Below are 12,739 nucleotides of genomic sequence, written 5' to 3' on the forward strand. Positions count from 1 at the left end.
TTCCTCAAAAAGCTGTCAACAAAAATCCGAAAATTCATCTTTATTTGATTTCTCTCATGCGTCCTGTGTCCACATCATAAACAGCTCCCGAAATCACAACATCCTCTGGGATTAAGGGAGAATTTCGCAAAATAGCAATGTCCTCACGCACACTTTCTTCCACATCAGAAAACGGTAAAAAATCTTTATCATGGACATCAACACCCAAATCACGCTCTAACTGCGCTGCAAAAGCTTCATTTGTAAAACTTTGTGCCCCACAATCTGTGTGATGAAGAACTACAATTTCACGTGTCCCCAATTGTTGCTGAGAAATCACCAAAGAACGGATAATATCATCAGTCACACGACCGCCAGCATTTCGCAAAATATGAGCATCACCAAGCGCTAACCCCAAAGCCTGTGCCACATGTAAACGAGAATCCATACAAGTCACAATAGCAACATGCGTTTTGGGCTTCTGTGGCAAATGCTCTGTACCATGTAAATCAGCATAAGCTTGGTTAGTTTTCAAAAAATTTTCAAAATAAGACATCAAAAGTCCTCCTTGACTACGTGACTAATAAAGTTTTTCTTATATTATCATTTTTCATACCTCTTGTCGCCTAAAATGACTTTAAATGAGGAAATAAAAAAAGCGGAAATACTCTCCCACTTTTTACGCAAAAACTTTTTTGAGGACTTCGCCCACAGTTGTCACACCAATGACTTGAATATTGTCTGGAATATCAATACCTGACAGGGAGTTTTTAGGAGCATAAACTTTGGTAAAACCAAGTTTTGCTGCTTCGTTGATACGTTGCTCAATACGTGTCACACGACGAATTTCGCCTGTCAAACCAATTTCACCGATGAAGGCTTCCTGTGGATTTGTTGGCTTTTCTTTATAGCTTGACGCAATGGCTACCGCTACTGCCAAATCAATCGCTGGCTCATCAAGTTTAACACCACCAGCCGATTTCAAATAAGCATCTTGATTTTGCAATAAAAGTCCACAACGTTTTTCAAGCACCGCCATAATAAGGCTAACACGGTTAAAATCCAGTCCTGTCGTGGTGCGTTTAGCATTTCCAAAGACTGTCGGCGTTACCAAAGCTTGGACTTCCGCCAAAATTGGACGGCTACCTTCCATGGTAACCACGATAGCTGACCCCGTTGCACCGTCCAAACGTTCTTCTAAGAAAACTTGGCTCGGATTAAGCACTTCAACAAGACCACCAGATTGCATTTCAAAAATGCCGATTTCGTTAGTTGAACCAAAACGATTTTTCACAGCACGTAAAATACGGAAGGTGTGATGACGTTCCCCTTCAAAATAAAGCACCGTATCCACCATATGCTCAAGCATGCGCGGTCCTGCAAGCTGCCCTTCCTTAGTCACGTGACCAACGATAAAGGTTGCAATATTATTTGTCTTAGCCAGTTGCATCAACTCTGCAGTCACTTCACGTACTTGTGATACCGACCCTTGAACCCCAGAAATATCAGGGCTCATAATGGTCTGAATCGAGTCAATAATCAAGAAATCAGGCTGAATTTGCTCAATCTGTGCGCGAATGGCTTGCATATTCGTTTCAGCATAAAGGTAAAATTCATTGTCAATGTCGCCGAGACGCTCACTACGTAGTTTAATCTGCTCTGCTGATTCTTCCCCAGAAACGTAAAGAACCGTTCCCTTATCTGCAAGTTGAATAGATACCTGCAAAAGAAGCGTTGATTTTCCGATACCTGGGTCACCACCGATAAGCACCAAACTACCTGGCACCACACCGCCACCAAGCACGCGGTTAAATTCATCCATGCCAGTCTTCGTGCGTGAATAATGAATCGAGCTAACATCCTTTAACTTAGTCGGTTTACTCTTTTCACCCGTCAAACTAACACGCGCATTTTTGACTTCTTGCACCTCAACTTCTTCAACAAAAGACGTCCAAGACGAACAATTCGGACAACGGCCCAAATATTTCGGAGAATGATAGCCACACTCCTGACAAATAAATGTTGTTTTTTTCTTAGCGATAGCCCATTACCTCCTACTTATAAATCTACTGTTATTATTTCACCATAAGCAATTTCTTTCTGAGAAACAAATTGGCGCATTAGCACACCGTGGGTCACAATAATAACCGTGTCATATCTACGATATTTTTCCAAAGCGGCTAGAAAACGTTGCTTAACTTGTTCTGCTGTCTCATATCGATAACAAGAATTTTCTTCTAATTTTCCATTATTTTCCCCAAAAATCCGATAAGCTTTTGCAACAGCTTCTCCTGTGTAATTCAAATTATCTAAATCAGGTCGCCACTCATGAAAGAAAGGCTCGACTAAAAGATCCAAGCCAGTTTCACGTGCGATATAAGTTGCTGTTTCAAGTGCGCGAGTTATCGAGGATGAGATAATGACATCAGCAGATTGAAATACCTCTTTTTTAGCAACCTCTCGTGCTAAATGCCGACCATGTTCGGTCAACGGTGCTAAATCACGTCCAAAACCACTATATTTTTCAGGGTTCTCACACCTATCTAACATGGAATAGTCTGGTTCAGAATGTCGAACAAATATTATTCTCATAAAAATCTCCTATCAACTCGCAAATATCACTTATTTCCCTGTTGAACCAAAGCCGCCTGTACGAACGCCGTCTGCTTCGTCACCGTCAGCAACCAAGAAAGGCATGAAAACACCTTGAACAATGCGTTCGCCAGCTTCGACCACAACAGTCTCATTAGTGATATTTTTCATTTGTGCGAAAATGTGACCTTCATTAGCAGGATTGCCATAATAATCACCGTCAATGACACCTACCGAGTTAATCAAAACCAAGCCTTTTTTACGCGGATTTGAAGAACGGTCAAAAAGATAAAGCACCTCACCAGCTTGCATGTAAGCTTTGACACCAGTTGGCACTAATTTAATCTCACCAGCTGCAATTTCTGTTGTTTCCGCAGCTTTCAAATCATAACCTGCAGCGTGTGCTGTTTCTCGCTTTGGTAGCAATGTTTCATCAGTAAATTGTGAAACCAATTCAAATCCTCTAATTTTACTCATTTTGTCTCCTTTTTTCTGTATTAAATCATCTTCATATTATAACATAAAAGCTATTCATCAAAAAAACTTTCCTTGCTTGGAAACAAAGAAAGTTTACTTATTACTATTTTTCCTTACACTATTTAATTCCGTAAATGGTAGGGCAAAAAATAGCAAAACCAATATTATTGCTAAAACAGCACTACCGTCAAAAAAGATTGTTGTCAAATGGCAGAGCTTTTCAACAATAGCAAAGCAAGCTGTTAGACTAAGTGTTAAAACAACCGAACTTGTCCGTAACAACGATAATGATTTTCTTTGATGATTATCTGGAGTAACAAGCATTCTTTCTGCTGAAAGCAACCCAAAACACGGTAAACCTGTTCCAAAAATAGCTCCTATCGCTAAACCAAACAATAGGAAATGCTCAACAGTTTGTGCATGACCAACAAGATAGGTAAAATACCCACTACAAGCAATTAAGAGCATTGAAAGAACTTTTCTTACCGATACCTTAGCTAAATAAAGAATCTTATTAAGCACCGCACCACCTGCTACACTAAGCAGAATTCCGATACCAATGATATGAATATGAGTAAATCCCTTATCAATCTGTCCAATTCTAAAAATCAAAAGGCTCATGACAATCTGATTTTTCACCATGAAGAGAAGATTGGCAAGGTAAAGACCTACTTGTTTTAGCCTTACAATCACTTGCAATAATTCTCTTAAGGCCAAAATAAAGCTTTCTTGTGTTTCAGAAAGAGGCTGTTTTTCCTTTGTTTCCTTTGGCAAATGAAAAATAAATATAGCACTAAAAAGGTAACAAATGCTAACGATAATAAAATAAGTGTTAATTTTGAGAAAAGAAATTGTCAAAAAGACAAAAAGATAGCCAACAATAGCAAAGGCTGAATCAACAATATTAATGCTCTGTAAAACCGAAACGGATTTTTCTTTAGTTGTGATAAGGCTGAGATAAACAGGTCTTGAAATCTCATCTAACTCCGAAACAACTATCGAAATCATGTCAATAATGACTATTGAAATCAGAAATAACGGAATTGAAACTTCAAAAAGAAAAATAGGAATGATAAATAGCGGTATCAAAACCAAGTCTGATAACAAAATCAACTTCCACGGCGATTTCTTATCAACAATATAACCTGTAAAAAATGCCATAAGCATGCTTAATGTCACGCTGATATTGCTAACTAAACTATTTAAAAATTGACTATCAACATAACGCTGAACAATAAATGATAGCGTTAACCCATAAACGCTACTAGCTACAATCCCAGCAGCTTCAGATAATAGAAAAAACGATGACCTAAATTTTTTCATAACCTCTCCTAAAACCTACGATAATTCACCCTTCACCAAAACGCCACTTTTTATCAATAAATAAACACCGATACCGAATGTCATTATATTAATCGAAATTCCTAAAACCGTTATATTTTGATAAAAACTTGGAATTAACAAAAATAAAATACCAAAGATAGCGTATAAACTAGAACTAGCAGTGTAAATTAAAGCAACTTTATTATTGTCATATTCCGCATAAATCATTTTTTCAAATATATTTCCAGATACTCCAATCACAACAAATGCGATAAAAAATAGCAGTAATTTCACCAATGGATAAGGAATAATGAATACAAATAACAAGCACAGTCCAGATATGGTATAGTCAATGCAGAAAAAATGTCTAGGACGTATTCTGATACGTGGTGCTAAAAGTGCTCCAAGCAAATCTGCTCCACGTTGCACAGCAAGCACAACACCTAAATACCCAATAGGAATTTTCTCCTGCAGTAAATATAAAGGAACAAGAGTCAACAGTAAATCCGTACCCCCACTCAAAAAAGCCTCGATGAAAATAATAAGCGAAGCAAATTTTGACTCTCTAAACGCCTCTACCGATTCTAATAGACGAAGTTTTTCTTTCTCATGCTCCTTAGAAAATTGACTTGTCGCCCTAGTGTCAAGTTTAACTCGAAACATAAAATAGATAGCTCCTATAAAAAATGGAATACTAAGTTGCAAAAGGACTAGATACGAAATAAAAGCCAACAAAGAGGAAGCTATGAAATTACTAATAATATCTAGCACATTTGACGTTTTGTATTGAATATCAACAGATTTATCAATCAGCTCGCTATCATTATCCAAAGTTGCAGGAGTAATTTTCATTTGCATGGTATTTAATAACGTTGTCAGCAAATTAAAAATGAAATTCAAACTATACATCCAAAGAACAGCAAATTGATAGTTAAGACACAAAATAATTCCCACAATTACAACTAATTGCGATATTTGGAAAATCATTAACCATTTTTTGTCATTCTTTATGCGATTTAAAAAAGGACCATAGAAAATCGAGGTCACATTAGGAAGCAGACCAAGTAAAGTAAATAAAGACAATTTCGCAGCGTCTATTTGATATACCTGTACCAAACCAATAGAAAGAGCAATCAAATAAAAACTATCCGCTATATTTCTCGTTGAACGACTTAAAATTAAATGATAAAAATTACTCGTAAATGTTTTAATTTTCATACCGATTTATTCCCCAATCTCCAAATCTATCTTCCCTCTTCTTAATTACCCCCTATTTTATCACGGTTTAACATAGTTTTGAAATATAAATATATACTTTTTAAAATTATTTATCGGCAACAAAAAAGCAGGACTAGCTTGAAACTAATTCTGCTTTTCTTGTATTAAATTTCTTTTCCTTCGAAGGTAAAGCGGATGTGTGGGAATTCTTTTTCGCCGTCTTTTCCGACCATAAATTCTTTGGCTTCTTTTTTGATTTGGGTGAAGTCAATGCCCTGCATTTTAGCGGCAAAAACACAGCCACAATAACATTGACGATAGATGTCATATTCCTCGCACATTTCTACTGAACGGCGGTAGCCATTATTTTTCTTGAAATCGCTTGGTAGGTACTTGGTTGCATAAACTTTTTGGACTTCGATTCCCACGCTATTAATAACCTGTGAATTTTTGTGCGGACTAATGGTCAAGGCACTGGCAAAATAATCAAAGCCAAGCTCAACAGCCATCTTTGCTGCCTTATCTAAACGGTAATCAAAGCAAACACGGCAACGCTCGCCACCCTCAGGTTCCTCCTCAAAACCATGAACTTTTTGAAAATACTCCGACGGGTCGTAAGGCGCTTCAATAAATTGAACGTTATTGCCTGTTTTTTCATTAAAATCCGATACAAATTTTTGAACGACATAAGCTCTGCGGTAATATTCTTCCTTGGGATGAATGTTTGAATTGGCAAAATAAACCGTCAAATCAGCATATTGCGTCAAATATTCCAAGGTATAAGTTGAACAAGGTGCGCAGCAAACATGAACAAGAATACGTGGTCGAATCTCTTCTTGCATCCACCGTTTTGCCATTTGTTGCATGACACGGTCATAGTTGATTTTCTGATTGGGATTCATTTTGGATAAAATCTCTTCTAAATCAATCACAACTTATTTCTTCCTTTCCTAGTAACGTCATTTCATTATACCACAAGTTATTTTTCAAAAACATCATCTAAACACCGTGAAATTTCCCCTTATCACAAATAATTCTCTGATTACCTTTCCAATAAACAAAGACAAACAAGGGGCTCTTGTGATATAATGGGAAATGAAATCTTGCTCGTTTGAGAGAGGAGAAAAAATGACAAGACAAAAAGTTGCTGTCTTAGGGCCTGGTTCATGGGGAACGGCTCTTGCGCAAGTATTAAATGACAACGGACATGACGTTTGTCTTTGGGGAAATATCCCAGACCAAATTGAAGAATTAAATACAAAACACACAAACACTCGCTACTTCAAAGATATTACAATCTCTGAAAATATCAAAGCGACACTCGATTTAAAAGAAGCACTCACAGACGTTGATGCTATTTTATTTGTTGTACCGACCAAGGTAACACGCTTGGTCGCAAAACAAGTAGCTGAAACACTTGACCACAAAGCTGTTATCATGCACGCTTCTAAAGGACTTGAACCTGGCACACACGAACGTCTTTCTACTATTTTAGAAGAAGAAATTCCTGCTGAATTGCGTTCTGAAATCGTTGTTGTCTCTGGACCAAGCCACGCTGAGGAAACAATTGTTCGCGATATTACATTGATTACAGCTGCTTCAAAAGACCACGAATCTGCTAAATACGTTCAAGAACTCTTTAGCAACAATTATTTCCGACTTTACACTAATACTGATGTTGTCGGTGTTGAAACAGCTGGTGCCCTTAAAAATATCATTGCTGTTGGTGCTGGTGCCCTCCACGGTCTTGGATACGGTGATAATGCCAAGGCGGCTGTTATCACACGTGGACTTGCTGAAATCACTCGTCTTGGGGTTAAAATGGGAGCTAATCCACTAACTTATAGCGGACTTTCTGGTGTCGGTGACCTTATCGTGACAGGAACATCTGTTCATTCTCGTAACTGGCGAGCTGGCGACGCACTTGGACGTGGTGAAAAACTCGAAGATATCGAAAAAAATATGGGTATGGTTATTGAGGGTATTTCAACCACTAAAGTTGCTTATGAACTTGCTAAAGAATTAGATGTTTACATGCCAATCACTAGCGCTATCTACAAAGTCATCTATGAAGGTGGCGACGTCCGTGAAAGTATCTTAGGTATGATGTCAAATGATTTCCGTTCTGAAAATGAATGGCACTAATATTAGAATTGTAGTATAATTTAGTCCAGTATAGTTAATTTATGAAAAGGAGTTCTCATATGAGAAAAGTTAGAAAAGCCGTCATTCCCGCTGCTGGTCTTGGAACACGCTTCTTGCCAGCAACTAAAGCACTCGCTAAAGAGATGCTTCCAATTGTTGATAAACCAACCATTCAATTTATCGTCGAAGAAGCCTTGAAATCAGGTATCGAAGACATTTTGGTTGTTACTGGGAAATCAAAACGTTCAATCGAAGACCACTTCGATTCAAATTTTGAGTTAGAATACAATTTGGAACATAAAGGGAAAACTGACCTTCTCAAACTTGTGAATGATACAACAGCTATCAATCTTCACTTTATCCGTCAAAGCCATCCACGCGGATTGGGAGACGCTGTTCTGCAAGCCAAAGCTTTTGTTGGTAATGAACCTTTCGTTGTTATGCTTGGTGACGACCTTATGGACATCAATAACGATAAAGCTGTACCATTGACAAAACAACTGATCAACGACTACGAAACCACACACGCATCAACTATCGCCGTTATGCCCGTACCACACGAAGAAGTATCATCTTACGGTGTTATTGCTCCTCAAGGCGAAGGCATTGACGGACTTTATAGCGTTGAAACATTTGTTGAAAAACCAGCCCCTGAAGATGCACCGAGTGACCTTGCAATCATCGGTCGTTATCTTCTTACTCCAGAAATCTTCAATATCCTTGAAACACAAGAACCTGGAGCTGGTAATGAAATTCAATTGACAGACGCTATCGATACCCTTAACAAAACACAACGTGTTTTTGCGCGCCAATTTAACGGTGACCGCTATGATGTCGGTGACAAATTTGGCTTTATGAAAACTTCTATTGACTATGCCCTTCAACACCCTCAAATCAAAGATAGCATGAAACAATATCTTATCGATTTAGGTAAAGAATTAGAAGCTGATTCAAAAAAAGAAGAAACTAAATAATACTTATAAGATAAACCCCTTAGAAAATTTCTAAGGGGCTTATTTTTATCTCAACGCAGCTAAAATCAAAATAAGATTTAAAATAACATACGCACCTGCAGCAAGCCAACGTTGCCAAGGTTTAAACATATCTTTTTCTACAATTGTTGGCAAGAAGATAGCACATAAAATACCACCAACAAGACCGCCAATATGTCCGATAATCCCAACACCTGGGGTAAATAAATTAAAAAGTAAATTAATCAAAATCAACAACTGGTAATTGCGTCCCAATTCTTTCAAAAAAGGATTTCTACCAAAATAGCCAACTACCATAATAGCTGCAAAGACACCAAATAGCGATGTTGAAGCACCTGCCGCAATCACATTTGGCGTAAAGAAAAGGGTAAAGGCATTTCCAACCACTCCTGATAACACATAAAGCGCCAAAAATTTATGATGCCCCCAAATCTTCTCTGCAATTTGCCCAACAAAATAAAGCGTTAAGGCATTAAAGAAAAAATGTTCCCAACCAATATGCACAAAAATCGGTGTCACTAAGCGCCACAATTGTGTCGGAACTAGGCTAACATAAGCACCATACATGCCACCAAAATTAAGAATCGCTTGCCCAGAGGTCGCATTACCAAAATAAACAATCTGCATTGCCAAAAAGACAAGTGTTGTTAAAACCAGTAAAAATATCGTTATTGGATTTCTTTTAATTTCATTTTTCATCTACTAAAAACCTCCTTCACAGCCATATCATGACAATCTGCCTGAAACTCTACTTTCTGAAACTCATAAATTGTGCTAACAGTATGTCCGTCATAATCAGCTAAATAACGGTCATAGTAACCGCCGCCATATCCGATACGAAAACCAGCTGGATTGAATCCTACGCCTGGGACATGAATGACATCAATTTGCGACTTATCCACAGCATTAGCTACCGCTGGCTCCCACAGACCAAACCTTGTTTTCACCAAATTATCCTTATCGTAAGGGCAAAAAATCATTTTTCCTTTGGAATAAGTCTTGGGAACAAGAATTTTTTTCCCATCTTTTTGGGCTTGATTGATTAACAATTGCGTATCGTATTCAAAATCAAAAGCTAAATACGTTGCGATTGTTTGCGCATTTTGATAAGCTGCTGACGCGACTAAATCTTCTAACAAAGCCTTATCTTTAGCGGCTTTCTCCGCCTTGTCATACTCTTTTAACTGAGTCAGAATAGCTACTCTTAACTGTGATTTTTCCATGCTATTATGATAACACAAAACTGGTTTTTTACTTAGCAAAAATCTTAAAATTTACTTTAAGGTTTCTTTAAGGTTTCTCCGATATACTATAAACATCCTAAATAGCGGTTCTCCCAAACCGCTGGGAATAGGCTCTTTTGGGAGTTATTCCCTTTTCATAAATCTCCTGGACATGGTTGAGAAATCATGTCCTTCCCTTTTTAAGCCGCTAACTCCCAATAGCGGCTTTTTTGCTGCCTAAAAAAGAACTTGAGTCTTAATTCTCAAGTTCTTTTAGTTATTACTATTTTGCTTTTTCTTTGAGAAAAGCTGAAATCTCACTAACCGCAAATGGTAAAGCAGCTTCATTTGGGCTCATCTGTGGGTGATGAAGCGCATAAGGCGTATCAACGCCAAGCCAAAACATCACACCAGGGATTTTATTTAAAAGATAACCAAAATCTTCTCCAGTCATCGCAGGCGGGCAATCAATCAAATTAACAGCCTCTCGATTTCGGAAAAACGCCATTAAATCTTGTGCCAACTCTGGATTATTCTCCACAGGCAAATAGCCACCTTGTTTCAAATTGACATCAACTTCCATGTCAAAGCTGGCAGCAACGCCTTTGGCAATTTCCGTTAAACGTCTTTGAATATGCAAGCTCATATCCTGCGTCAATGTTCGAATGGTACCATGCAAACGCGCTGTCTCAGCAATGACATTGTTAGTTGTTCCAGCATGGAAAGAACCAAAAGTCACCACACCACCTTGAATTGGGTCAACATTACGGCTAACAATTGTCTGTACTTGCGTGACAAAATACGAAGCAGCAACCAAAGCATCATTTGCTTCATGTGGAAAAGCAGCATGTCCTCCTTTTCCTTTAAAAGTGACCAACACTTCGCAAGTTCCTGCAAACAATGTTGAGGTATTAGTCGCAATATCACCAACCTTGAAATCAGGGCGAACATGAAGCCCATAAAATTCATCTGGTTTCCAATCGCCAAAGGCATTATCTTGATACATGAGCATGCCGCCAGCTTCATTTTCCTCTGCTGGTTGGAAAAGAAAGAGTACATTATTTTTTGGCTGCACTTGCACCAATTCATTAAGTAAACCAAGCGCAACGGTCATGTGCATGTCATGCCCGCAAGCGTGCATACGCCCCTCATGCTGGCTAGCAAACGGCAACCCAGTTTCTTCTACAATAGGCAAAGCGTCAATATCTGTTCGCCAACCAATCGTCTTTTCAGGAGCTGAGCCATTTAAAAAGACAAGGATCCCAGTTCGCCAAGTACGTTGCTCTACAAAATCTTTTCCAGCCGTAATTTCTGCAATACGCTCCAAAAGATAAGCTTGTGTTTTAAATTCTTCCAAACCAATTTCAGGAATCTGGTGCAAATCACGGCGGATATTAACTAAATCTAAAGTCATATTTTTTCCTTTATTTTTTAAAAGGGAGTGGAACAAATAAAATCTCCAGTGGAGATTTTATTCATGAGCCTAGAAATTAAAAAGCGAATCGGTAATTTCAAAGAAATTCGATTTCTCAGCAAATCTTAATTTCTTGTTGCTGACCTAAAACGGTCTATCCCCAGACCGTTTTTGACACTTACTCCGTAAGTTTTATTCCCCGATTAAAAAGGTTCACCGAACCTTTTTAACTCACCCCCGCATGGCTCGAAAGATTTGGGGAATCTTTCGAGGTGGGAAATAGAGTCAAGTGAAGCTTGACATCAAAAAGGTTGTAAAAGCTGATTCATCAGCGTATTAGAACCCACTCAGCAGTGATTGATTGGCACTGAAGTGCCTAATCAATTGTGCATGGGAAACTCTAAGTTGACTAAAGTCAACAGAGTTTCTCCAAACTACTGCGCCTTGCTTACTACAACTACATAAGTAATGAAGCTGAGCATCTTTTATCTCAACTTCCTTTATTACAAATTACGCAAAGCGTCTTCGAGTGCTGTTTTTTGTTGTGTTTTGGCATCAATTTCTTTAATGACACGCGCTGGAACACCTGCTACAACAACATTTTCAGGGACATCTTTGGTAACAATAGCTCCCGCAGCAACAACAGAACCATTACCGACTTGAACCCCTTCGATAACGACCGCATTAGCACCGACAAGAACGTTGTCTCCGATACGAACTGGATCAGCTGAAGCTGGTTCAATTACACCTGCAAGAACGGCACCTGCACCGATATGGCTATTTTTACCAACAATGGCACGACCACCAAGAACAGCACCCATGTCAATCATTGTTCCTGCACCGATTTCAGCACCGATATTAATCACAGCTCCCATCATAACAACCGCATTGTCTTCGATTGTCACTTGGTCACGAATGATAGCCCCTGGTTCGATACGAGCGTTAATATGGCGTTTATCAAGCAATGGCACAGCTGAATTACGACCATCTTGTTCAACAACATAATCTTTATTTTCAGTCAAGTTTGCCAAAAGTGGCTCAATGTCTTTCCAATCACCAAAAAGCACATTACCAAGCTTAATGACACTTTCTGGAACAGCTGCTGCTAATTCACCTTCAAATGTCACTTTAACATTTGTTTTTTTCTCCGCATTTCCGATAAATGCGATAATTTCTTGAGCAGTCATTTTTTGTGCAGTCATATTTAAGATACCCAGAGCGTTGAAGCGGCTCACAGAGCCTTTCAATCGAGAAAAGTAAAGCAGAATATCTACTACTAACCAGTTTTCCCTTTTAGCTCAGATACAGTTATTCAAAACTCCCCTTGCTAAACACTCAAATCCTTCTAATTCAAATTTTATTATATAATTTACTAT

The 12,739-nt window shown here is 38.4% G+C and carries 13 protein-coding genes; 2 read left to right on the top strand and 11 right to left on the bottom strand.

Going from position 1 to position 12,739, the window contains the following annotated elements:
* Window positions 1–40: 40 nt before the first annotated feature.
* The 7 genes from BTR42_RS11420 to BTR42_RS11450 all read right to left on the bottom strand — a co-directional run bounded on the left by BTR42_RS11420 (window position 41) and on the right by BTR42_RS11450 (window position 6,521).
* Window positions 41–535, bottom strand: a complete 495-nt coding sequence (locus BTR42_RS11420) for a beta-class carbonic anhydrase (protein WP_003066696.1) — start codon at window positions 533–535, stop codon at window positions 41–43.
* 123 nt (window positions 536–658) lie between these two features.
* Entirely contained in the window at window positions 659–2,020 is a 1,362-nt protein-coding gene (gene radA, locus BTR42_RS11425) for a DNA repair protein RadA (RefSeq protein ID WP_074581596.1), read from the bottom strand.
* 17 nt (window positions 2,021–2,037) lie between these two features.
* Window positions 2,038–2,571 carry a histidine phosphatase family protein gene (locus tag BTR42_RS11430; protein WP_061458130.1) on the bottom strand — a complete coding sequence of 178 codons (534 nt, stop codon included), beginning with the start codon at window positions 2,569–2,571 and terminating at the stop codon, window positions 2,038–2,040.
* 30 nt (window positions 2,572–2,601) lie between these two features.
* The gene (locus BTR42_RS11435) at window positions 2,602–3,048 is read right to left on the bottom strand and encodes a dUTP diphosphatase (RefSeq protein ID WP_012962568.1); all 447 of its coding nucleotides are present in this window, start codon (window positions 3,046–3,048) and stop codon (window positions 2,602–2,604) included.
* 93 nt (window positions 3,049–3,141) lie between these two features.
* Window positions 3,142–4,371: an MFS transporter gene (locus tag BTR42_RS11440; protein ID WP_111697150.1), complete on the bottom strand. Its 1,230-nt coding sequence runs from the start codon at window positions 4,369–4,371 to the stop codon at window positions 3,142–3,144.
* 15 nt (window positions 4,372–4,386) lie between these two features.
* Window positions 4,387–5,589: an MFS transporter gene (locus tag BTR42_RS11445; protein WP_077497797.1), complete on the bottom strand. Its 1,203-nt coding sequence runs from the start codon at window positions 5,587–5,589 to the stop codon at window positions 4,387–4,389.
* A gap of 164 nt (window positions 5,590–5,753) precedes the next feature.
* A complete protein-coding gene (locus tag BTR42_RS11450) occupies window positions 5,754–6,521 on the bottom strand; it encodes an epoxyqueuosine reductase QueH (protein ID WP_009855078.1) in 768 nt (255 codons plus the stop codon).
* Window positions 6,522–6,717: 196 nt separating this feature from the next.
* On the opposite strand from BTR42_RS11450, the gene BTR42_RS11455 reads away from it, so the two are divergent.
* Both BTR42_RS11455 and galU read left to right on the top strand, forming a co-directional pair.
* The gene (locus BTR42_RS11455) at window positions 6,718–7,734 is read left to right on the top strand and encodes an NAD(P)H-dependent glycerol-3-phosphate dehydrogenase (RefSeq protein WP_077497799.1); all 1,017 of its coding nucleotides are present in this window, start codon (window positions 6,718–6,720) and stop codon (window positions 7,732–7,734) included.
* Between the two features lie 59 nt (window positions 7,735–7,793).
* The gene (galU, locus tag BTR42_RS11460) at window positions 7,794–8,708 is read left to right on the top strand and encodes a UTP--glucose-1-phosphate uridylyltransferase GalU (RefSeq protein WP_012962573.1); all 915 of its coding nucleotides are present in this window, start codon (window positions 7,794–7,796) and stop codon (window positions 8,706–8,708) included.
* Window positions 8,709–8,753: 45 nt separating this feature from the next.
* On the opposite strand, the gene BTR42_RS11465 is transcribed toward galU, so the two are convergent.
* The 4 genes from BTR42_RS11465 to dapD all read right to left on the bottom strand — a co-directional run bounded on the left by BTR42_RS11465 (window position 8,754) and on the right by dapD (window position 12,565).
* Complete coding sequence (locus BTR42_RS11465; protein WP_074658299.1) at window positions 8,754–9,425, bottom strand: rhomboid family intramembrane serine protease; 672 nt, start codon at window positions 9,423–9,425, stop codon at window positions 8,754–8,756.
* Window positions 9,422–9,949, bottom strand: a complete 528-nt coding sequence (locus tag BTR42_RS11470; protein ID WP_077497801.1) for a 5-formyltetrahydrofolate cyclo-ligase — start codon at window positions 9,947–9,949, stop codon at window positions 9,422–9,424. Before BTR42_RS11470 ends, BTR42_RS11465 begins: the two co-directional genes overlap by 4 nt.
* Window positions 9,950–10,232: 283 nt before the next feature.
* On the bottom strand, window positions 10,233–11,363 hold the full coding sequence (locus tag BTR42_RS11475) for an N-acetyldiaminopimelate deacetylase (RefSeq protein WP_077497803.1): 1,131 nt from the start codon (window positions 11,361–11,363) through the stop codon (window positions 10,233–10,235).
* Window positions 11,364–11,866: 503 nt separating this feature from the next.
* Window positions 11,867–12,565, bottom strand: coding sequence for a 2,3,4,5-tetrahydropyridine-2,6-dicarboxylate N-acetyltransferase (gene dapD / locus BTR42_RS11480; RefSeq protein WP_004233376.1), 699 nt, complete (start codon window positions 12,563–12,565; stop codon window positions 11,867–11,869).
* Window positions 12,566–12,739: the final 174 nt, after the last annotated feature.

It is taken from the genome of Streptococcus gallolyticus subsp. gallolyticus DSM 16831 (genome assembly GCF_002000985.1).
In the GTDB taxonomy this organism is placed as follows: Bacteria; Bacillota; Bacilli; order Lactobacillales; family Streptococcaceae; genus Streptococcus; species Streptococcus gallolyticus.